The sequence below is a fragment of the Acinetobacter sp. GW821-FHT01E09 genome (assembly GCF_059422385.1).
This window is the reverse complement of the sequence record NZ_JBWKWU010000001.1, coordinates 3,910,669-3,933,618: the sequence shown is the minus strand read 5'-3', so window position 1 is coordinate 3,933,618 and position 22,950 is coordinate 3,910,669. Positions and strand designations below refer to the sequence as shown.

Annotated in this window: 19 protein-coding genes; 13 read left to right on the top strand and 6 right to left on the bottom strand. The window is 39.5% G+C overall.

Going from position 1 to position 22,950, the window contains the following annotated elements; genetic code table 11:
* Positions 1-11: 11 nt before the first annotated feature.
* The gene (locus AC07U8_RS17890) at positions 12-821 is read right to left on the bottom strand and encodes a cytochrome C assembly family protein (protein WP_004724062.1); all 810 of its coding nucleotides are present in this window, start codon (positions 819-821) and stop codon (positions 12-14) included.
* Positions 822-965: 144 nt separating this feature from the next.
* Here AC07U8_RS17890 and ffh point away from each other — a divergent pair, with 144 nt between their 5' ends.
* Positions 966-2,372, top strand: coding sequence for a signal recognition particle protein (gene ffh, locus AC07U8_RS17885; RefSeq protein WP_004817818.1), 1,407 nt, complete (start codon positions 966-968; stop codon positions 2,370-2,372).
* 136 nt (positions 2,373-2,508) lie between these two features.
* On the top strand, positions 2,509-3,114 hold the full coding sequence (locus tag AC07U8_RS17880) for an RBBP9/YdeN family alpha/beta hydrolase (RefSeq protein ID WP_270385958.1): 606 nt from the start codon (positions 2,509-2,511) through the stop codon (positions 3,112-3,114).
* A gap of 7 nt (positions 3,115-3,121) precedes the next feature.
* Here AC07U8_RS17880 and AC07U8_RS17875 read toward each other — a convergent pair whose 3' ends face one another.
* The 3 genes from AC07U8_RS17875 to AC07U8_RS17865 all read right to left on the bottom strand — a co-directional run bounded on the left by AC07U8_RS17875 (position 3,122) and on the right by AC07U8_RS17865 (position 5,669).
* On the bottom strand, positions 3,122-3,793 hold the full coding sequence (locus AC07U8_RS17875) for a toxin-antitoxin system YwqK family antitoxin (protein WP_034615729.1): 672 nt from the start codon (positions 3,791-3,793) through the stop codon (positions 3,122-3,124).
* Between the two features lie 86 nt (positions 3,794-3,879).
* A complete protein-coding gene (locus AC07U8_RS17870; RefSeq protein ID WP_004724053.1) occupies positions 3,880-4,611 on the bottom strand; it encodes a type III pantothenate kinase in 732 nt (243 codons plus the stop codon).
* A 302-nt stretch (positions 4,612-4,913) separates the two neighbouring features.
* Entirely contained in the window at positions 4,914-5,669 is a 756-nt protein-coding gene (locus AC07U8_RS17865; RefSeq protein ID WP_004817811.1) for a biotin--[acetyl-CoA-carboxylase] ligase, read from the bottom strand.
* A gap of 30 nt (positions 5,670-5,699) precedes the next feature.
* Between AC07U8_RS17865 and AC07U8_RS17860 the strand changes: the two genes are divergently transcribed.
* The 6 genes from AC07U8_RS17860 to AC07U8_RS17835 all read left to right on the top strand — a co-directional run bounded on the left by AC07U8_RS17860 (position 5,700) and on the right by AC07U8_RS17835 (position 16,422).
* Positions 5,700-6,503, top strand: coding sequence for a sulfite exporter TauE/SafE family protein (locus AC07U8_RS17860; protein ID WP_004724050.1), 804 nt, complete (start codon positions 5,700-5,702; stop codon positions 6,501-6,503).
* A 160-nt stretch (positions 6,504-6,663) separates the two neighbouring features.
* The gene (locus AC07U8_RS17855; protein ID WP_004724049.1) at positions 6,664-7,359 is read left to right on the top strand and encodes a GntR family transcriptional regulator; all 696 of its coding nucleotides are present in this window, start codon (positions 6,664-6,666) and stop codon (positions 7,357-7,359) included.
* A gap of 13 nt (positions 7,360-7,372) precedes the next feature.
* Positions 7,373-10,825 (top strand): chromosome segregation protein SMC, encoded by a 3,453-nt coding sequence (smc, locus tag AC07U8_RS17850; RefSeq protein WP_270385966.1) that lies wholly within the window; start codon positions 7,373-7,375, stop codon positions 10,823-10,825.
* A gap of 1 nt (position 10,826) precedes the next feature.
* Positions 10,827-11,843 (top strand): cell division protein ZipA C-terminal FtsZ-binding domain-containing protein, encoded by a 1,017-nt coding sequence (locus tag AC07U8_RS17845; RefSeq protein ID WP_494738350.1) that lies wholly within the window; start codon positions 10,827-10,829, stop codon positions 11,841-11,843.
* 78 nt (positions 11,844-11,921) lie between these two features.
* Positions 11,922-13,952, top strand: a complete 2,031-nt coding sequence (gene ligA, locus AC07U8_RS17840; RefSeq protein WP_035370689.1) for an NAD-dependent DNA ligase LigA — start codon at positions 11,922-11,924, stop codon at positions 13,950-13,952.
* Positions 13,953-14,274: 322 nt separating this feature from the next.
* Positions 14,275-16,422 (top strand): TonB-dependent receptor, encoded by a 2,148-nt coding sequence (locus AC07U8_RS17835; protein WP_494738349.1) that lies wholly within the window; start codon positions 14,275-14,277, stop codon positions 16,420-16,422.
* An 89-nt stretch (positions 16,423-16,511) separates the two neighbouring features.
* On the opposite strand, the gene AC07U8_RS17830 is transcribed toward AC07U8_RS17835, so the two are convergent.
* A complete protein-coding gene (locus AC07U8_RS17830) occupies positions 16,512-17,576 on the bottom strand; it encodes an SDR family oxidoreductase (protein ID WP_151802922.1) in 1,065 nt (354 codons plus the stop codon).
* A 387-nt stretch (positions 17,577-17,963) separates the two neighbouring features.
* On the opposite strand from AC07U8_RS17830, the gene ftn reads away from it, so the two are divergent.
* Positions 17,964-18,428 (top strand): heteropolymeric bacterioferritin subunit Ftn, encoded by a 465-nt coding sequence (gene ftn / locus AC07U8_RS17825; protein WP_004724037.1) that lies wholly within the window; start codon positions 17,964-17,966, stop codon positions 18,426-18,428.
* A 90-nt stretch (positions 18,429-18,518) separates the two neighbouring features.
* Here the strand turns inward: ftn and AC07U8_RS17820 are convergent, their stop codons facing one another.
* Complete coding sequence (locus AC07U8_RS17820) at positions 18,519-19,091, bottom strand: peroxiredoxin (RefSeq protein ID WP_096735106.1); 573 nt, start codon at positions 19,089-19,091, stop codon at positions 18,519-18,521.
* A gap of 134 nt (positions 19,092-19,225) precedes the next feature.
* Between AC07U8_RS17820 and AC07U8_RS17815 the strand changes: the two genes are divergently transcribed.
* The 4 genes from AC07U8_RS17815 (at position 19,226) to AC07U8_RS17800 (ending at position 22,947) form a co-directional block, all read left to right on the top strand.
* Positions 19,226-19,549 (top strand): DUF6176 family protein, encoded by a 324-nt coding sequence (locus AC07U8_RS17815; RefSeq protein ID WP_034614586.1) that lies wholly within the window; start codon positions 19,226-19,228, stop codon positions 19,547-19,549.
* A 73-nt stretch (positions 19,550-19,622) separates the two neighbouring features.
* Complete coding sequence (locus tag AC07U8_RS17810) at positions 19,623-20,342, top strand: YqiA/YcfP family alpha/beta fold hydrolase (RefSeq protein WP_270385975.1); 720 nt, start codon at positions 19,623-19,625, stop codon at positions 20,340-20,342.
* Between the two features lie 104 nt (positions 20,343-20,446).
* Positions 20,447-21,781: an adenosylmethionine--8-amino-7-oxononanoate transaminase gene (bioA, locus tag AC07U8_RS17805; protein WP_244014042.1), complete on the top strand. Its 1,335-nt coding sequence runs from the start codon at positions 20,447-20,449 to the stop codon at positions 21,779-21,781.
* On the top strand, positions 21,778-22,947 hold the full coding sequence (locus AC07U8_RS17800; RefSeq protein ID WP_244014040.1) for an 8-amino-7-oxononanoate synthase: 1,170 nt from the start codon (positions 21,778-21,780) through the stop codon (positions 22,945-22,947). Before bioA ends, AC07U8_RS17800 begins: the two co-directional genes overlap by 4 nt.
* Positions 22,948-22,950: the final 3 nt, after the last annotated feature.

The following is a 22,950-nucleotide window of genomic DNA, read 5'->3' as shown; positions in this document are numbered from 1 at the left end:
CTGATTTTTTATCATCGATGCAAAATCATTTCCAAAACAAATTTAGAACCAATAAAGCCAACTGCCAATAAAAAGAATCCAATCATGGTAAAGCGAATGGCTTTCTGACCGCGCCAGCCAAACTTATAGTGACCAATTAACAACGCACCGTAAACAAACCAAGACACAATACTAAACACGGTCTTATGTGCTAGGTGCTGTGCAAAGAAGTCATCAATGGTAAAGAAACCAAAACATAGGGCGACAGTTAATAAAACAAAACCAGTAATGAGCATATCAAAAAGTAAGGATTCCATGGCTTGATATGACGGTAAGAAGTTGACCCAAATACGTTTTTTTTGTTTCTTTTTGAGTTCGCGGTTTTGAAACCAAATCAAAACGGCTTGTATGGTTGCCATGAGTAAAACGGCATAAGCAGATAAAGACAGAATGATATGGATGTCTAAACCGATGGAATGCTGTTCAATAAATTGATCTGGTTTACTAAAACAAAAACCGAGAATCAAACCAAAGGCGGCAACAGGAATTCCAATCAAATTTAGTGAAAGAACAGGACGATAGGTACTATAAAGCATACTTAGAACCAACATTAACGCAGAGGTAAAAGACATCAAGTTAAAGACGTCGTAATTAATCCCTAGTGGTGTAAGTATGTCGTTATGCAGTACACTTGCATGTAATATCAGCCCTAAACCTGACATGATGCCAATAAACCAAGGGTTTGCGGAACGTTTAGCCATTAAGTGCATGAACAAATACCAAAATGAAGAGGTATAGGCAATTAATGCTAAAATCGTATAAACCAAGGGTAGGCTAATCATGTCAAACCTTTTTCAGGATGATGAATATTCATGTTATAAGATATAAATTCCATGTGAACTACAGTATCCTATAGCATCTTGAGCATAAATTTTCTATTTTAAGAAAGATTTTTTTGCTACTAGCTATTTTAAGCGGATTTTGCAATGTTTGATACCTTAACAGAACGACTCACGCAGAGTCTCAGAAATGTTACTGGCTCTGGGCAGCTAACCGAAGATAATATTAAAGATACCTTACGTGAAGTGCGTATGGCACTTCTTGAAGCCGATGTTGCTTTGCCTGTAACTCGTGAGTTTATTGCGAAAGTTAAGGAAGAAGCATTGGGTCAAGAAGTCATGACTCAGCTTTCACCAGGTCAAGCTTTCGTTAAAATTGTGTATGACGAACTCACCAAAATGATGGGTGAGGCAAACGAAAGCCTAGACTTAGCTGCAAAACCACCTGTTGTGATTCTTCTCGCAGGTTTACAAGGTGCCGGTAAAACCACGACAGCTGCAAAACTTGGACGCTTCTTAAAAGAACGTCAAAAGAAAAAAGTGGCGATGGTTTCTGCCGATGTTTACCGTCCAGCTGCGATCAAGCAACTACAAACAGTTGCTGCTGAAGTGGGTGTTGATTTTATTGAATCGGACGCTTCTGAAGATCCGATTAAAATTGCACAACGTGCAATTGGTCAAGCCAAAATTAACTTTAACGATGTCTTGATTGTCGATACGGCAGGTCGTTTGCATGTCGATGATGACATGATGGACGAAATTAAAGCATTACACGCTGCAATTGGCCCAACTGAAACCTTATTTGTCGTTGATGCAATGACAGGTCAGGATGCGGCAAATACCGCCAAAGCCTTTAATGATGCATTACCATTAACGGGTGTTATCCTCACCAAAACTGATGGTGATGCACGTGGTGGTGCGGCACTTTCGGTACGTGCGATTACCGGTAAGCCAATTAAATTCTTAGGTATGGGTGAAAAACTCGATGCCTTAGAGCCATTCCATCCTGAGCGTGTTGCACAACGTATCTTAGGTATGGGTGACGTACTTTCTTTAGTCGAAGAAGTTGAACGTAAAATCGACAAAGAAAAAGCCGAAAAAATGGCGAAAAAATTGCAAAAGGGCGGGAGCTTCAACTTTGAAGACATGCTGATGCAATTTGAACAGATGAACAAAATGGGCGGTATGATGGGCTTCTTGGATAAGTTGCCTGGCATGAGCAATTCAGGCATTCAAGATGCGATTGCACAAGCAAATCCTGAAAAGCAAGTGAAAAAGATGGAAGCGATTATTCAATCGATGACCATTAAAGAACGTCGTAACCCAGACTTAATGAATCCGAGCCGTAAAAAGCGTATTGCAGCAGGCTGTGGTATGGATGTGGTTGAAGTCAATAAACTGATCAAACAACATGCACAAATGGCGAAAATGATGAAGAAATTTGCCAATCCATCGGGTATGGCAAAAATGATGCGCTCATTGGGTGGAATGCAAAAACAGTTTGGCGGTGGCGGCGGTATGGGGCCATTGTTTGGTAATAACGATAAAAAATAAGTCTCATTTTTTTTATAAAAAGCGCCTTAGGGCGCTTTTTTGTTAAATAAAAATAACATACTTTTGTTGGCTGTTTAGATATTCTGAGCCCATTATTTGAATATGATTTAAACAATAATTGATAAGAAGTTGATTTATGAAAAAAGTATTTATCGTACACGGTTATAAAGACTCCCCTGAACATCATTGGTATCCATGGCTAAAGCAACAAGTATTGTCTACAGGACATGCATGTGAAGTGATTGATCTAGAACATCCAGAGCAGCCCCAATATGAGCTGTGGAAGCATAATATTACGCAGCAAATTAAGTCACTCAATGACGATACCATCATTGTGGCACATGGCTTAGGAGGGATTGCCAGTCTGGATTTTCTTTCAAGTGAATTGTTGGGGCGAAAATTAGGTGCTTTGTTTTTGGTTGCGGGATTCAGTAAAAACTTAGCCGTTTTACCTGAACTTAATTTATTTTTACAACACGCTCGGGTCGATGATGCGCTGCTCAGAATGAATATTCTGAATCGCTTTATCTTTTTCTCCAACAATGATCCTTTTGTGCCAGCGCCTGTCAGTATTCAATTGGGTTATTCGCTGAATTCACAAATGATTGAGGTGAAAGGTGCTGGGCATTTTATGGCATCAGAGGGCTATACCAGCTTAACTGTACTTTGGGAAAAGTTAGCAGTTTTATTACAACCTGAATCCCAAACTGGTACTCAGGCTGCATATTCGATTTTATCGTGATACTGTGTTATTGATTGAGCTTTTGATAAAGCTCGTCAAGAATCTCCTGAGCGTGTTGCTCATCTTGAATCAAATTGCCTTGTTGATCCCAAACTTTACTGTCCAGAATCGAATAATCTTCACTTGGGCTTAATTTTAGTTCAGCTGCAGGTTTGCCATCTTCATACCATACCTTTTGAACGATGGGCTGATCATCTGAATATTCTTCCTGTAGCCCAAGTTGACCATTTGAATAGTACGTTTCAGTTTTTCCAACTAATCTCTGGTCTTGGCTAGTCGATTTAAAGCTGACTTTTCCATTTTCAAAATAGCCCACAACTTCACCGTCGACATATTTACTATCAAAGCTATTTAAGCCTTGAGGGGCTTTAATCCAAAATGGGTCAGATTGTTTTTTACGACTATTTTGATAGAAGTCCTGAACTAAGAAACGGCCATCTTTATCACGACCTAATAATTTTCTGAAATATCCATTTTCTACAGGTGTGAGTGAATAACCCTGATCCATGACTAAGCCACACTCACAGGCTTCTTCACCTGCATCTGGAGCAAAGTAAGCAATAACGGGTTCAGTTGTTGCCATGGTTGTTGAAGGTGAGTGCGTGGTTTGTAAACTGGTACAACCCACCATTGTGAAGCTCATTAAACAGGCACTAAGCAGTAAGGGTATCGTTTTCATAATGATTGCTCTTTTATCGTGTTTATGGTTGTGTTTATTTATTAAAAATGGAAGATTGCTGATCTTCCATTAAATTGTATTTAGGTTTAAGCGGTTTGTCGATCTATATAGAACTGTAAGCCTTTGAGTAATAAATCTGATTCAATTCTTGGTTGATATTTCTCTAGGAATTGTGCAAATAGATTGGCATCACCACCTGTTAAAATAAGCTTGCGTGGTTGTTGCTCAAGCACTTTTTCAATGGTGCTTAACAGCCCCAAGAAAATGCCATGATGTACTGCATCTATGGTGTTCCGACCAGGACTTAGCTCTGAAAAAGCCGCATCTGGAATTTTAATACCTTTGGTTTTTTGAATTAAAGAATCACGTTGTAAGTAGAGGTTAGGCAGAATATAACCGCCTAAATGTTGTAAGCCTTGGGTTAAATCAATCGTTAAAGCTGTGCCACAGCTAATCACACACAAGTCATCATCAGCTTTCGCCACAGCCAAAACTTGTAACCAACGATCGATCCCAAGTTGTTCTATATGGTCATAGCCACAACGTAATCCTGCATATTCAGCATGCACTTTGGCAAAAGTCACCGGAATATCGAGTAATTTTAAAATCTGGACAATGCGTTCGTTGTTCTTTTTATCTTGGACTGAGGAGATTCCAATTTTGTCTAAGCCTAAACCACGAAAATGTTGAATTAAACCCAGTAGCAGATCCGCAGGGGATTGGAGATGTAATTCTGCTGCCTGTTGGATAATTTGATTATTTTCAGTAATCCAATATTTTAGACGGGTATTTCCAATATCTAACCAAAGTGCTTTCATGATTTTGCCTAATTGAAACTGAACATAATCTGCATAATTATTTTATTTGAAAATATTGAACGACTTAGAGAGCATCTCAATCTGATCAATCAAATAGGGCAAATAACCTGCGGTTCATTTTGCTGAACGTTGTTCCGTACTGTTAGTAACTGTTTGCTATGATCTTTGGATCAATACGATTACTGCGCAATATATAGCGAAATGTATAGCGAAAAAAGCCCTGTTTTAAATAATTGCCGAACACTTTTTAGCAATTTATATGCTCAATCTATCTCATTTTAGACAACAGATCACCTCGTTATTTATGCTTCAGCTAAGCGTAAACGCCCCTGATAGACATTGACTAAGCCTTGGGCCGTCAATAAATTCAGTGCGCCATCATCAGAAATTCCTTTGAAAATACCCTCAATTGAATTTTGAATCTGTTCAAAATAAACCTGTTGATCCATAAAGGCAGCATAGTGATTAAATCGTGCTGCAAGGTTATAGCAACCATGATCAAACCATTGTCCAGCTTGTTGAATTGCCAAATACATTTCTGCAATGATTTGGATTCGATTTGGAAATTGTAGGCCTAATTGCATTACCGAGGTGGCTTGTTGGGTGACATTTTCTTTGGGGATCGGAAATAAGTTGATCCCGATTCCAACAATGGCTTGATGTGGTGAAATGGGTTCGACCAAAATTCCCCCCCACTTTCCTTGAGGGCTATATAGGTCATTGGGCCATTTAATTTGTAATGCTGGTAAATTCTTAAGTGTTGGCATTTGTAAGATATTTAAAGCAATTTCCAATGCTAAACGCCCATCTAAGGGTGTTCGAGTTTCAAGCAATGTGCTTAAATAAATGTTACCAATTGGCGAAACCCATTCCCGTTGGTGCTGACCTCGTCCTTGAGTCTGAGTTTCACTACAGACCAAAACTGTCTTGACGCCGCTGAGCGCAATTTCACGCACATCATCATTGGTCGACGCTGTCGTCTGCTTTAAAAGCAGCACTTCAGGGAGTTCATTTGCTTGTGTAAGAAGTTGTCTAAGATGACGAGTCTCTAAATCCATGTTGAATCTGAGAAGAGTGAAGGAACATTTATGGAGTTAATCATATATTTAGGTATTGGTGCAATCGCAGGATTTGCTGCTGGGCTATTTGGTGTTGGTGGTGGCTTAATTATTGTACCAATTCTCTATGTGGTGTTTACTAAAATGGGCTATGATCCTTCGGTCATTATGCACATGGCATTGGGAACTTCACTTGCAACAATTATTGTAACTTCAATTAGTTCCGTAACAGCGCATCATAAAAAAGGTGCAGTACTTTGGAATGTTTTTAAAAATTTAGCCCCAGGTTTGGTGATTGGCTCATTTATTGGTGCTGGCATTGCAGATATTTTATCAGGTCAGCATTTACAGCTGATTATTGGTGCATTTGCAATTTGGGTGGCATTTAAAATGTTTAAGGGGGCCAATGTCAAAGTCGATGAATCTAAACAATTACCGACCGCACCTATGCAAATGCTGGCTGGTGGGGGAATTGGAGTTGCATCAGCAATTTTTGGTATTGGGGGTGGAAGTCTGACCGTTCCCTATCTCAACAAAAATGGTGTGGTGATGCAAAAAGCCGTTGCAACATCAGCGGCTTGTGGTTTACCGATCGCAATTGCGGGTGCGCTCGGCTTTATGTTCTTTGGTGCACAAGAACCAACAGAAATTAAAAATTCAATTGGTTATGTTCATATTTATGCCTTTATTGGGATCAGTGTAATGAGTTTTATCACTGCCAAATTTGGCGCAAAGGTGGCACATGCACTTTCTCCAGCGATGTTGAAAAAATGCTTTGCATGCTTACTTACAGTGGTCGGTCTTTATTTTATTTATCAAGGTATTACTAAGTAGATTCCGATCAATGGTACTTTTTCTAAACACTGAGTTGACTTAAAATACATTAAAATTGTCGGACAATGTCATGGTTTCAATTGAATTAAATCAGGTACAACTAAAATAATGACAATTGACATTGTCCAAGTAAAGAATAATAAACCAAGATAGGAATTATATGCATTCGGAAGAAGTGGATAGCCTTTCAGAACAGATTGCCAAACATATTAGTGAACAAATTATTAGTGGCGAGTTGGTTGAAGGGGAAAGAATACAAGAACTACGTATTGCCAAAGAACTGGATGTCAGTCGTGGCTCGGTACGCGAAGCCCTTTTGCTTTTAGAAAGAACCCATCTGATTGAAATTTATCCTCGTCGTGGTGCAATTGTCTCAGAAATGTCAGCACAACAAGTCCGTGCATTGTTCGATACCAGCGCATTGTTATTAGGTCAAATCGTGCAACGTATGAGTGAAACATGGCGCAATCATGAAGCTGAAGCGATTCAGCAGATGATGAATCATTTGGTTGAGCAGGTGAAGCAAGGCAATACTGAAAAGTTTTATGATGGCATATTTCAATTTTTATCAGGGCAACAGGACATGGTTGGGAATCCCTACCTGATGAAATTTTATAAAGAGTTGTTACCATCCCTACGAAGAAGTTATTTTTTAACCTTAAATACTTCAAGACGCGAGCTTCAAGAAGCTTTAGAATTGCTTAAGTTGGTGATTGACGCAATTTTAATCCGAAAATCACAACAAGCTACTTTATTTATGGAAGATTTTTGTCGACACTTACGTAATCTGGTGTTGGAATCTCTGACACGGATGAAACAAATCGAACTCGCTTGGGCGCGGAGATCGCGTCGGTAATTACTAGGACATTATGCGTTTAAGCAGCTTAAAACTTTCAGGCTTCAAATCTTTTGCCGATAGTACAACACTACAATTCAAAGATAACCGTACAGCGGTGGTTGGTCCTAATGGTTGTGGTAAATCCAATGTGATTGACGCGATCCGTTGGGTGATGGGGGAATCCAGTGCACGCCAGCTCCGTGGTGGCAGTATGCAGGATGTTATTTTTACAGGAACGGCAAAACGTAAACCTGTAGGTATGGCAAGTGTAGAACTGCGCTTTGAAAACACCTATGGCAAATTAGGTGGGGCTTATAACGCCTATACTGAACTTGCTGTTCGCCGTCAGGTGAATCGTGATGGAAAATCTGAATACTTTCTCAATGGGACGAAGTGTCGACGTCGTGATATTACCGACATTTTCTTGGGTACAGGTTTGGGTCCTCGTTCTTACGCAATCATCGAACAGGGGATGATCAACCGCTTGGTTGATGCCAAACCTGAAGAAATGCGTATCTTTCTTGAAGAGGCTGCTGGAGTTTCTCGTTATCAGGCTCGTCGTCGTGAAACACTACAACACTTAGAACATACCACGCAGAACTTAGACCGCCTCGAAGATATTGCTTCAGAACTCAAATCACAGCTTAAAACCTTAAAACGACAGTCTGAAACTGCGGTTCAATATAAGACTTTAGAAACTGAAATTCGTACGTTAAAGATTGAAATTCTATCTTTCCAGTGTGATCGTAGTTCTCGTTTACAAGAACAATATACGGTTGAAATGAACGAATTGGGAGAGCACTTTAAACTGGTGCGCTCTGACATGAGTACTTTGGAACATGATCTGACTTCAACCAATGAGTTGTTCCAACGTTTGATTCAACAGTCCACGCCTTTGCAAAATGAGTGGCAACAAGCTGAGAAAAAACTCTCTGAGTTGAAAATGACTTTGGAACAGAAACAAAGTTTATTTCATCAGAACTCAGAAGCTTTGGGAAATTTTGAACAGCAAAAAGCTCAAACCAAAGAAAAGATTCAGTTGATGGAATTGCAATTGGAAACCTTGCACAGTCAATTGGAGCAGCAGACTGAACATTTACAACATGCTGAGTCTGAAACACAACAACGTAGCCAAGCCTTTACCGATTTAAAAGCGCAGCAATTGCAAGCACAACAACAGTATGAACAGGTCAAAGTTCAAGTTGAAAAGCAACAGCAGCAAAAAGCACAAATGCAGGCGCAAATTGAACAGCTTGCAAAAAATGTTGCGCGTATTGAACAGCAAAAAGACACCTTAAAAACCCAAGCCGTTCAGGTTCAAAGTCAATTTCAAACTGAAGATGTTCAACAACTTGAGCAAGATAAATTAGCAATCCAAGCTGCGATTGTTGAATTAGAACAAAAAATTAATCAAGAAAAGCAGCAGTTTGAACAACTACAGGAAAGCATTAGTCAGCAAAAAACTCAGATTTCAGCTTTAAAATCTGATGTACAAGTGTTGCAATCTGAACAGAAAAACCTCACCCAATTAATGGCGAAAAGTGCTGTAAATAGCAAGGCTGATACTGTGCAATTGATGCAGGTATTAACGCTGAATGCACAAGGCAAAGCACATGCACCGCTGGTTGAAAAGTTTTTAGCCAAATGGTTGTCAGCCCATATTGTTGATCAAGATGCTGATTTTGCTGAAAGTGTGGCACGCCAGCTTAAAGCAACAAGCTCGCAAGATAAAATTCAATTGAATGGATTGGCATGTTTAGCAGATTGGATTGAATCTCCACAGTATTCATTGTGGAATCAAGTCGCTGTAATTGAAAACCTCGCTCAAGCTTTAGCGGTACAAGCACAGTTAAAAGCAGGACAAAACATATTGACGCTGGATGGTTATCATGTTGGTCAAGATTGGGTGATTGGTCTGTTCTTTGATGAGTCGAGCCAAGCCGCACAGGGTGCACTCAGTCATCGTATTCGCCTTGAAGAAATTGAAACACAACTTGCGCAGCTACAACCACAGTTGATTGAAGCTGAAACTGTATTGCCAAATTTAAATCAGCAATTGCTGGACCTGCAAAAACAGATCCAAACAGAGCAAGACACGCTAAAACATCAGCAAAAACAGCTACAACAGTTTGATGTGCAAATTGCTAAGCAGCAAAGTGCTTCACAAGCATTTGAGTTGCAGAAAGTTCAGCTGAATAGTCAATTGCAACAGTTAGATGAGCAACTTGAAGAAGATGCAATGCAGAAAGATGATCTTGAAATCGATATGCACTCGGTCATCCTCAAGCTTGAACAAAATCTTCCTGAGTTTAAAACCTTGCAATTCAAGTTGGATGAGCTCAATGAGCAGGTTGAAGAACAGCAACAGCAATTACAGCTTAAGCAGCAAGATTCTGAAACTACACGTCGTCTAGCTGAACAAAATAAACAGCAAATTGAATTATTAGACAAAGACCTCTCCTTCTCTAAAACGCAATATCAACAAATTATTGCGCAAATGGAGCAAGCCAAGAAGTTTGTAGATCCAATTCAATTGGAATTGCCGAGTCTAGAATCGCAATATGCTGAGCAGGCACAACAAACTGAAAAACTGCAAAAAACTTGGAGTGAGTGGCAAGTTGAATTGAATAATATTCAATCCAAACAGCAACAACTTACAGAAATGCGCCATTTGCATCAGCAAAATGATGAGCAATTGCGTACAAAACTAGAAGAGCGACGTTTGGCTTGGCAATCGGCAAAATCAGATTTACAGCATTATTCCGATCAACTTAAAGAGATGAATGCTGAAGTTAAGCAAGGCGTGTTGATTGATTTACCTGTACATCAAGAAAAATTTGAGAAAGCACAGCGTCAGTTTGAAAAATTAGGCGCGGTCAATTTAGCCGCTTCAGAAGAATATGAAGAAGTTTCTAAGCGCTTTGAAGATCTAACCCATCAAATGCAAGACTTAGAAAATACGGTTGGGCAATTGAAAGATGCCATGAAGACCATTGACCAAGAAACCAAAAAATTATTTATGGGGACTTTTGATCAGGTTAATGCTGAATTAAAAGTATTATTTCCAAAAGTCTTTAATGGTGGTGAAGCCAGTTTAAGTCTTGAAGATGACTGGCAGTCTGGCGTGAAGTTGATGGCACGTCCACCCGGCAAGAAAAATAGTTCATTGGCTTTGTTATCTGGTGGTGAAAAAGCATTAACGGCATTGGCTTTGGTATTTGCTATTTTCCGTTTGAATCCTGCACCTTTCTGTGTTTTGGATGAAGTTGATGCACCTTTAGACGATGCTAACGTTGGTCGTTTTTGTAATTTAGTAAAAGAGCTTTCTGATCAAGTCCAATTCATTTACATTACACATAATAAAGTTGCAATGACGATGGCAACCGAATTGCTGGGTGTGACGATGCCTGAACCAGGCACATCAAAGCTCGTCACTGTGAATTTGGAAGAGGCAAGAGAATACGGTTTAGCCGCGGAGTCGTAGTATGGAAGTCACCACAATTATTGGAATTGTTGTTGCAGTAATCATCATTCTGGTGGGTTTAAGGATGGTGCTACGAAAGCCCAATGATGCCGCACCTTCTTTAGAGTCTGAATTGCATATCAATGAAGACTGTAAACAACCGGTAATTCCTCGTCATGTACGAGATCAATTGCGAACAGACCGTGAGTCTCAAGAGCAAGTGCGTGTTGAACCGAATTTAACTGCTTTAGACTCGGTCGAAGTTGCAGATGAAAAACAGCAAAAGATTGAGGATGTAGCAGCGGAGTCGAATATTGTTCAGTCAACTGAGATTGAGCATGCCGCAATTACACAACAAACTGAAAAGACGGAAACAGTGGCAAGCACTGAATCCGCAACAGAATCTGTCAAAGCACTTGATGTGCAAACACAACCGACAACTCAAACTCATGATTCTGCCAAAGCCATAGTCAGTCAGGACAAAGAGGAAGCGTTTCAGTTTAATGCCAATGTTGAAACAGCTGAAATCAAAGAGTTTGATGAGGAAAGTAGTATTTTAGATGTTCATTTAAATGAGCAACAAAAATATGATGATGAAAGCGTATTGTCTACGGCTGAAACCATTATTGCGCTGAATGTTTATCCGAATCCACGTAAAGCACTGTCTGGGGATAAAACCTTAAAAATGTTGCTCAAATATGGTTTACGTTTTGGTGAACTCTCTTGCTTCCATCGTTATGAGAATCCAGAGGAAGAAAGCCATTTACTGTTTTCTGTATTACGTGTCACCGACAATGGTCCAGATGGTTTTGATTTAGAAACCTTATCGACTGAACAAGTTCAAGGTTTGGCTTTCTTCTTGGCACTTCCTCATTCAGATGTGCAAAAAGGCTTTGATACCATGGTCAGTATTGCTGGCTTAATTGCCCGTGAAATAGACGGTACGGTCTATGATGAAAACAATCTTGAATTTACCCCACAACTGAAAGAGCATTGGCGCCATAAAGCGATCGATTATCGCTCAGGGCATGACGCTTAGCATAACGTCATATTTACTTTATAATTGGTATTCAGAATTTTAGGCGGAGTATTCCGCCTTTTTATGGTGAAAAAATTTATGGAAAATAATCCTGTCGTGACGCAAATGCGTCAATTGATTCAACTCATTGCAAAACATAATCATGCTTATTATGTGATGGATCAGCCGAGTATTGAAGACAGTGAATATGATCAGTTATTTCACCAACTCAAAGCTCTAGAGCAACAACACCCAGAATTGGTTCAGGCAGATAGTCCAATCAATAAAGTAGGTGGAAAACCACTGTCTAAATTTGAAACCATTACCCATACTGTACCGATGCTGTCCTTGGGCAATGTATTTAATCAGGACGAGTTATTTGCCTTTGCCCGCCGTATCGAAGAACGATTACCCAATCAAAAGATTCAATATGATGTCGAGCTAAAATTTGACGGATTGGCGATTTCGCTCTGGTATGAAAATGGTGTATTGACCCGTGGCGTAACCCGTGGCGATGGTGAAACAGGCGAAGTGATTACGCAAAATGTAAAAACCATTCGTAATTTACCGAAAGTCTTGTCTTCGGATAAAGTGGCAGTGCCACGCTTGTTGGAAGTTCGTGGTGAAGTATTGATGCCAAAAGCAGGCTTCGAACGACTCAATGCTGAAAATGAAGCGAAGGGTGAGAAGACCTTTGCCAATCCTCGAAATGCTGCGGCAGGTAGTTTACGTCAACTTGATCCAAGTATTGCAGCATCTCGCCCTTTGGCATTCTATGCTTATGGTATTGCACAATGTGAGCCGCATCATGGCATTGAGTCGATGTCAGCGAGTCTTGAATGGTTGACTAACTTTGGCTTTGCTGTGGGTGAACGTCATTTTATTTGTGAAAGTATTCAAGAAGTACAAGAAAAATATCAGCAAATCAACCAAGAGCGCCCGAATTTAGCGGTTGAAATTGATGGCATGGTGATCAAAGTTGATGATCTTCAACAACAACAAAAGCTGGGCTTTTTAAGTCGTGAACCGCGTTGGGCAACGGCGTATAAGTTTCCCGCAGTTGCAGCCTTAACAACGGTTGAAAATATTGATTGGCAAGTTGGACGTACTGGGACTTTAACCCCTGTAGCACGCTTAAATCCTGTGGCTGTGGGTGGTGTAACGGTTTCTAATGTGACTTTGCACAATATTGGTGAAATTCACCGTCTGGACGTTCGTATTGGCGATACGGTCAGTGTCTATCGTAGCGGTGATGTGATTCCCAAAGTTGAAAAAGTATGGTTAGAATTCCGTCCAAATGACGTGACAGAAGTACATTTACCTGAAAATTGTCCAGTATGTTCTTCTCCTGTCGTAATGCCAGAAGGTGAGGCTTTGGCACGTTGTTCGGGTGGTTTATATTGTTCTGCACAACGTATTGAAGCCATTCGCCACTTTGTTTCACGTAAAGCGATGGATATTGAAGGTCTCGGTGATCGTTGGGTAGAGTCACTGTTACATCTTGATCTGTTAAAAGATGTCGCGGATATTTACCATTTACATGAGCATCGTGAACAGTTACTGACCATTGAAAAAATGGGTGAAAAATCTGTCCAAAATTTATTGGATGCGATTGAGAACAGTAAGAAAACCACACTTGCTGCATTTATTTATGCCTTGGGTATTCGTGGTGTAGGTGAGACGACTGCACGTATGCTTGCCAACACTTTCCAGACGCTGGATGCGATTCGTCATGCTGATCTTGAAGCATTGAAGAAGACTCCAGATGTTGGTGATATTACCGCTGAGTGGATTGTTGATTTTTTCCAAGCCCCACATAACCTTGAAGTGATTGATCGTTTGCTTGCAGCTGGGATCCATTGGGATGCACCCGTTGCACCCACCCGTCAGCCTTTAAATGGTGAGAGTTGGGTGATTACAGGCACATTGGCAACCATGGGGCGTGATGATGCGACTCAAATGCTACAAGCACTTGGTGCGCGTGTCAGTGGCAGTGTATCGAGCAAAACCAAATGTGTGGTTGCGGGTGAAAAAGCCGGTTCTAAGCTTGAAAAAGCAGAGAAACTGGGTGTCGCTGTACTGAATGAGCAGGAGTTTTTAGCATTAATGGCTGAGTATGGACAGGCATAGTTTCGTTTAAATTAACTCTAAAATTACTGTAAAGATACAGTTGTTGTATCTTTACAGTTTTCAAAAATTAAAATCATCATTTCAAGATTGATGCGATAGCAAATCAACAAGTCATCATTTTTTAATAGAATTTTTCGCACTGTATTTTAGCGATTGCATTTCGCAAGGTTGCTTGCTCTATCATTAGTGCGCTATATGATAATGATTCTTATTTATTAGAATTTTCCATTAAACTTAAGTTTAGATGAGAAATTACAATTCTTAACAATAGTGAAAGTCTATATAATAATCATTATCATTTGAAAAGTGTCTTATTATTTATATGAAAAATTTTTCTCGAACATTTCTAGTCAATTCTATTTCTATCGTGCTTTTGGGTGGGGGACTTACACAAACAATTTGGGCAAATGATGAAATTACTGCTTTGCCTACGATTAAAGTCGCTGCTGAAAAAGAACAAGAAAAATCAACATTTGCCAACGGTGCTTTGCAAAAAAATACAGATTTAGGGCCATTGGGAAATAAGAAAATTATAGATACGCCGTTTAGTATCACGTCTTATTCAGCACAATTAATTGAAAATCAACAAGCAAACACGGCGGGGGAGGTGTTAAAAAATGATGCCAGTATTCGAACCACAACCAATCAAGGGCATTTAAATGAAAACTTTAAAATCCGTGGTTTCGATGTCAATCATGAGGATTTAAATTATGACGGCTTTTATGGTGTTGCACCTTATGGTCGGATGCCTACGGAATTTTTAGAGTCAGTGACTGTACTTAAAGGTCCAAATGCATTGGTTGCAGGTGTTGCACCTACAGGCAGTGTGGGCGGGATTGTGATGGGACATTCTAAACGGGCAGATCAAGAACTCACCCGAGTTTCTGCATCGTTTCAAGATGAAGGATATTATCAATCAGGCTTTGATGTATCTCGTCGTTTTGGTGAGAACAAAGAGTTTGGTGTACGTGTGAATGGCGCTTATGCAGATGGCGAACATATCATTGATGGAATGAATGATCGTCAAGCTCTAGGGGCAATTGCTGCGGATTACACCACGGATAAACTAAAGATTAATTTAGATGCTTATGCAGTCAAAGGAAATCGTAAAGGCGGTTCACCTGCAATGGTCGCTATGGGTGGCAAGGGCAGTGTTAATCATGTACTTGCAGCACCTAAAGGGGATTTAAACTACTTTTCAAACTTAGAAGGCAATACCAACAGCCAATTTGTAGGCTTATCCGGTGAATATAAATTTACCCCTGATTTAAAAGCATTTGCAGGCGTTGGATATGTAGAAAAATCATATGATGGTCACCTTTTTGGCACACGTATGATTGTCAATAATTTAAATGGCAATGCAACCTCACAATATTATCGAGTGGGATCAAAAGAACATAATACTGCTGCTAATGCAGGCTTTGAAGCAAAATTTGATACAGGTGCGATCAAGCATACTTTAGGATTGCGTACTGACTATTTAACCCGCAAATATTCACAACATAAATCCGCAACCAGTTCGGGGTTTACGACCAATTTATATGATCCATCAAATACAGGAACAATGCCAACAACCTACCCAGAAATTGTTCCTTATGGTGATAATGAGTATGTGAGTTATACCTTAACGGATCAGCTTTCAATGTTGGATGATAAATTACAACTGATTTTAGGTGGGCGTTATCAAGATATCGATACTAAGAATCTTGTCAAAAAATCAACTTATAGTGCAGATAAGTTATCACCAAGTTTGGGGATTGTTGTCAAACCATTTGGTGAGGATTTATCTTTTTATGCAAGCTATGTCGAGGGCTTAGCTGAAGGGATTACTGTCTCAGAAACGACCTATCCAACTGCGACAAATAGAGGTGAGACACTTGCACCTTATCAAACCAAGCAATATGAGTTAGGTGCAAAATATCAGTTGGGTTCGTGGTTAAATACTTTGGCACTTTATCAGATTAAAAAGCCTGAGGCTTATCTGGACAGCATAAGTAATAAAGTCAATGATGATGCTGAAACGCGCGCTCGTGGGGTGGAATGGTCATTCTCTGGCAATGTTACAGATACTTTATCTGTGATGGGGAATTTGGCCTATATCGATGCTGAATATGTGAAATCAGCGAAGGTCGCTTTCGAAGGTAATAAAATATATGGTGTACCCGATTTTACTGCTTCTTTAGGGCTTGATTATGCCATTCCTAAGGTTGAGGGGCTTCATGTCAATACTCGTGTAAGTTATGTGAGTGAGCAATATTTGAATGAAGAGAATACGCTAGAACTACCAGACTATACGATTGTTGACTTAGGCGCTCGCTATAAAACCAAACTTGGTGGGGTAAATACCACATTCCTTGCCAATGTTGATAATGTTGCCAATAAAAAATATTGGGAAGGTGTATTTAATTCAAACTATGCTTTAGTCGGTGGTGCAAGAACTTATAAAGTCGGTGTGACTTTTGATTTCTAAGCCTTAGCTGATATTGAACGCTATAAGCCAAAAAGCCTTTTTCATATTTGAAAAAGGCTTTTTGGCTTTAAGAATTAGTTGAGCTGTTCTTAAATATATTTCTTCACCACACCGTCATCAAGAAGCTGCTGGAAATGCTCGACTAAACTGGTTTCAATATTACGATAACTCATCCCCAATTCCTGTTTACTTTTATCAGCATTAAAAAAGATAGGGTAGCCCATATTCTTTTCAATAAAATCACGCGAATAGCCAAATGCAGGTCCAATGAATTTAAATGCTTTTTTCGGGACTTGGTTACGCGGAAAAGGAAATTTTTGTCCAAAATTTTGACGTAAAATTTTACCCATTTCCAAAAGGCTGAGTGAGCCACCACTAATAATGTAACGTCCAGATGCATTTTCCTTGAATGCTGCCAAAATATGCGCATCAGCAACATCACGAACATCCACAATACCATTCCACATCGGTGGGACACCGAGTAAGGTCATGCCGTTGGCAAATTGCTCTAAGACTTCTACGCTCCCTGACTGTGTATTTGCGGTCAGTGATGGGCCAAGTACCAATGCAGGATTAACACAGATCAGCGTCCAACGATTTTGTGCTTCCGCCATTTCCCATGCTTTACGCTCTGCCATAACTTTTGAATAAGGGTACGGTTGGTGCGTGGTTGAGCTGGTGGTATTCCAGTGAGATTCATCAAACTGATTATGCTGCGTTTTTAAAATATCAATTGCATCACCATAAGTAGACGCGATGCTTGAAGTCACAATGACTCGTTTGACAGACTCTGTTTTATTGACACTATTTAAGACATTTTCCGTGCCTAAAATTGCAGGTTCAATAATATCTTTAACAGCATCTTTATAATTGGTCACAACAAATGGTGAAGCCATATGTAACACAACTTCACAGCCCTGCATGGCTTCATCAAAAGAACCATTTTCTAAAAGGTTGGCTTTAAACAGTTTTAGTGTGCCAGAGCTGGCTTGTGCAATTTTCTCTAAATGTGCAAAGCTTTGTTTCTTATTAAGATCACGTACAGTGGCATGAACGGTATAACCTTGCTCAAGTAATTTTTGAATCACCCAACTGGCGATATAGCCTGTTGCACCTGTAACTAGAATCGGCGCTGATGTGTTTCCCTGAGACATTATTTTTTTCCTGCTAATTGTTAATATTCAATATCATAAATATTAAAGTTAAAATTGTCTTGAAATATTAGCATTAAAAAAAGCCAAGAAGATAAAGTGAGGGTTCTGTCATTGAAAATGAACAGAAAATGGAATAATGAGGGTGAATAAGAAGCATTTTTAATGGTTACAAAATAAATCATTTTGAATTTTGATGAAAAATCACCAATAAACCATCAATGAAATTTTGTAAGCGGTTATTTTTTATATGAAAAAATACTTATTCAAATTGCAAATGCGTATGTTTATCATTTTAATTTTATAAAAATCATAAACTTACACATTTTGTCTTTTGCAAAACTGGTAAAATTTGTCCATACTATTGCAAAAGAATGTGGAGTAATTGAAATGCGTGGCAATCCAGAAGTCATAGACTATCTAAATATGTTGATCGGTGGCGAACTGGCTGCTCGTGATCAGTATCTTATTCATTCGCGTATGTATGAAGATTGGGGCTTAAGCAAAATTTATGAACGTATTGATCATGAAATGCAAGAAGAAGCTTCACATGCAGACGCTTTAATTCGCCGTGTACTTTTCCTTGAAGGTACCCCGAACATGAAGCGTGACGATATTGTTACAGGTGAAGATGTTGTAACCTGTTTAAAAGCCGATTTGGCATTGGAATATCATGTACGTGAAAAATTGGCACAAGGCGTAAAGCTATGTGAAGAAAAAGGCGATTACGTGACCCGTGATATGCTGCGTCAACAAATGAACGATACTGAAGAAGATCATACTTACTGGCTTGAAAAACAATTAGGTTTGATCGAATTAATTGGTTTACAGAATTATATTCAATCTCAAATGTAAGACACACTAAGCTTCTTGCTTAAGGTGAGATGTTTTAGATTAAAAAAGCCTTTAGACATTCATCTAAAGGCTTTTTTAATGCTTCAGTCGTTATTTTTTTGAAAACTTCTGAATATCCGCTAAGACTTGATCGGCATGTGTTTGGGTATTTACACTGCTATAGTGATACACAATCGTTCCTTGTGGATCAATCAAAAAAGTTTCTCGTTTTGCTATTTTAGCGATGCCCAAGTTTCGGATGATTCCAAATTGGTCTGCGAGTTGATGATTGCTATCGGCAAGAATTGGGAAATTTAGTCCCAGCTTTTCAGAGAACTTTTGATGTGATTGCACATCATCCAAACTGACACCAAGCACCACCGCATTATTTTTTATAAATTGTGGGTAGAGTGATTTAAATTGATTGGCCTCTTGTGTACAGCCAGGTGAATCATCTTTTGGGTAAAAGTAGAGAACAACCCATTTACCTTTATATTGACTCAGTTCGTGCCATTTTGAATTTTGATCTTGTAGTTTAAAACTTGGTGCAGGCTTACCTACCCATTGCTTTTGGTTGGAATCCAGTTTGGAGAGAATAGAGCTTTCCGCATGGCTGGCCGTGTTCAATATGCATAAAGCTGAAACGGAAAGTAAGCTAATACTGAACAGTCGTGATAATTTCATGACAAACACTTTCCTAAATTGATCCTGATTTGATCTTAGCAAATTTTAAGGTTTTGGCGGTATGTAAAATGTTTGCAATTGTTCACATGCCATTTATGATAAAAGACCGTTTAAAATAAATAGAACGTAAAATTATGGACGTTGGTGCAGTATTGATTCAACTAAAAGTAGCCATGATGGACGATGTTGTCGCATGGCAAAATCAATTGAATAGGCGTAAGCATGAGGCAATTGAAACACTTCAGGCTGAAGGTGTGCATGTTGAATCATGGTTCCATGTGGAACTGGATGGACTAGATTATTTGATTGCTTATACACGGGCAGATGATATTGCAAAAGCACATGAAATTTCGAGAAAAAGTCAGTTTGCAATCGATCAAGTACATCAGCAATTTAAACGCACTTGGCAAAAAGTGATTCCAGCCAGCTTATTGGTCGATTTACACCATCAGAAATAGTTAGAAGTCCGATTGTCGTTCAATTTTAAGCATGATCTAATAAAACATCGTTATTGTTTTATAGTGGCTTAAATTGAATCAACGTATTTTGCTGATCACAGGTTGGGGCGGTGGAACCAAACTACTCAAGGCTTTACAACAGGCTTTACAACAACAAGGCCATGAAGTTGTATTGATCAATATCTTTAATGCGCTGGATCAAAGTGTTTTACAACAGCAGGTGGAGCAAGCCAAAGATTTTGATGTGATTTGTGGTTGGTCTTTAGGTGGGCAATTGGCAAGCTTGCTGGTCGAGCAAATTGAACAGCAATACCAACAACAAAAAGTCTTGATTACACTGGCTTCAAATCCTTGTTTTGTGGCAAATGCTGAGTGGCAAACGGCAATGAGCCAAACAACCTTTCACAACTTTAAACAGTCCTTTGAACATGATGCGATTGCGACATTAAAGAAATTTGGTTTTATGGTTTGTCAGGGCACCGCAACCACGCGAGAAGATTTTGTACATTTGCAAAGTTTGATTCAGCCGCAAAATTTAGAATTGTTAAAACAAGGATTGGTGTGTCTTGAGCAATTAAATAATGTCGCGATCTTAAATAACTATGCTGGCAAACAGTATCATATATTTGCTCAACAGGATTTCTTAGTTAGTGGCAAAGTCTATGAGAAATTTCAAAATTTCACAGCAAAGTTTTTAGATGTTGAGCTGGTAAATGGTTCACATGGCGTTCCAGTTTTTGATTTTTTAAGTCTAAGTGACAAAATCTGCCAATATTTACAAAAAATAGAATAAATCTATGGATCAGTGGTGAATCTCGCAATTTATTTTTATTGCGTGCAGGTTTAACATCGCTAAACTGTTTTTTGCTGTAATTGTAATGCACATGGAGTGAACGGATGACCGATTTAAATAATGGGTTTGATGATGTCGATCTTGAACAATCAAAGTTAGATGATCTGGACTTTGATCGGCAACATATTTGGCATCCATATACTTCTATGACCAATCCCTTACCGACCTTTAAGGTTAAAAAAGCCTATGGTGTAACCATTGAACTTGAAGATGGGCGCCAATTGATAGATGGGATGTCTTCGTGGTGGTGTGTGATTCACGGTTATAATCATCCTGAGTTGAATCAAGCAGTGACAGATCAGTTACAGGATATGTCACATATCATGTTTGGTGGATTTACCCATGATCCTGCGATCCAGCTTGGAAAATTACTGGTTCAACTGACCCCGCCTAATTTAGATAAAGTGTTCTTTGCCGATTCTGGTTCTGTCGCTGTAGAAGTGGCATTGAAGATGGCTGTACAGTTTTGGTCTTCGCAGGGCTATACAGAGAAAACTAATTTTGTTACCCCACGATCTGGCTATCATGGCGATACTTGGAATGCGATGTCTGTTTGTGACCCTGTAACGGGCATGCATCAAATTTTTGGTTCAAGTTTGCCCAATCGCTTATTTGTTCCAGCCCCTCAAGTCGGATTTTATGAGCAATGGGATCAAAGTGACATTGCTGAACTTGAGAAAACTTTGGCTGAACAGCATGCAACGATTGCAGGTTTAATTCTTGAGCCAATTGTACAAGGTGCGGGAGGGATGCGTTTTTACCATCCTGAATATTTGCGTCAAGCCAAATTGCTTTGCGAAAAATACAATGTTTTGCTGATTTTTGATGAAATCGCTACGGGTTTTGGGCGTACAGGAAAACTATTTGCATGGGAGCATGCACAAGTTGAACCTGACATTATGTGTATTGGTAAAGGCCTAACGGGTGGCTATATGACGCTTTCTGCGACATTAACCACCAAGCATATTGCTGAAACGATAAGTCAGGGTGAAGCGGGTGTGTTTATGCATGGCCCAACCTTTATGGCAAATCCCTTGGCATGCGCCGTTGCTGTCAAAAGTACACAATTATTAATTTCTCAAGATTGGCAGAGCAATATTCAAAGAATTGAAGCTCAGCTTAGAGATGCCTTACAGCCTTTACAGTCCCTTAATCATGTTGATGATGTGCGAGTTCTTGGTGCGATAGGGGTGGTTGAATTGACTGTGAATGTCGATATGAAAACTTTACAACAGGAATTTGTACGTCGTGGTATCTGGATACGACCATTTGGTAAATTGGTCTATGTCATGCCTCCATATGTCATCACAGCACAAGAATTAAAAACTTTGCTGGAACAATTGGTCGAAGTGGTCAAAGGTATGGAGCAAAGCACATGAGCTTGATCAATACCCATCTTGAACATTTTTCACAGCAGCTTGATGTGCTTAAACAGCAAGGCAATTTACGCCAATTTCGTTCGAATGTTCAACAAGGTCGTTATATTCGCCTTGATCAGCATCAAATGCTCAATTTGGCTTCAAATGATTATCTAGGATTGGCATCTGATCTCACATTACGTGAACAGTTTTTTGATGAAACACCCAATGATCAACGACGAATGAGTTCTTCGTCTTCACGCTTGTTGACTGGACATTTTTCAGAATATGAACTGCTTGAAAATAGTTTAACTCAGGCTTTTCATGGTCGGGCGGCATTGTTATTTAACAGCGGCTATCATATGAATATTGGTATTTTACCTGCACTTGCAGACAGTAAAACGCTGATTCTGGCAGATAAATTGATTCATGCCAGTATGATTGATGGGATCCGTTTATCCTCAGCCAAATATGTACGTTATCGTCATAATGATTTAAATCATTTGACTCAGCTTTTACAAAAATATCATGCAGATGAGGCTTTCGAGCGCATTATTGTCGTGACTGAGTCGATTTTTAGTATGGATGGTGATGAAACGGACTTAGCAGCATTGGTGAGTATTAAGCAACAGTTTTGCAAAGTCATGCTCTATGTAGACGAAGCACATGCAATTGGAGTACGTGGTGAGCAGGGCTTAGGTTGTGCTGAACAATATGCGGTGATTGATGATATTGATCTACTCGTGGGAACTTTTGGTAAGGCAATCGCTTCAGTTGGTGGTTATTTAATTTGTCATGCGGTGATTCGCGATTATTTGATTAATGCGATGCGCCCTTTGATTTTCAGTACTGCACAACCGCCAATATGTATGGCATGGACAAACTTTGTTTTTCAGAAAGTTTTAGGCTTAGATCAGCGCCGCCAATATTTGCAATCTGCAAGTCAGTATCTACAACAGGCTGTTCAAAGCAAAGGTTTTGAGTGCCCATCAACATCACATATTGTTCCGGTCATTGTAGGTGACTCGATTAAAACGGTTGAAAAGGCCAAAGCATTACAAGATGCAGGATTTTATATTATGCCTGTACGTCCCCCGACTGTACCTCAACACAGCTCACGGTTACGTATCTGTTTAACTGCTCAAATCACCCAAGCTGATCTAGATCAGCTAATTCCGTTGTTGTGAGTT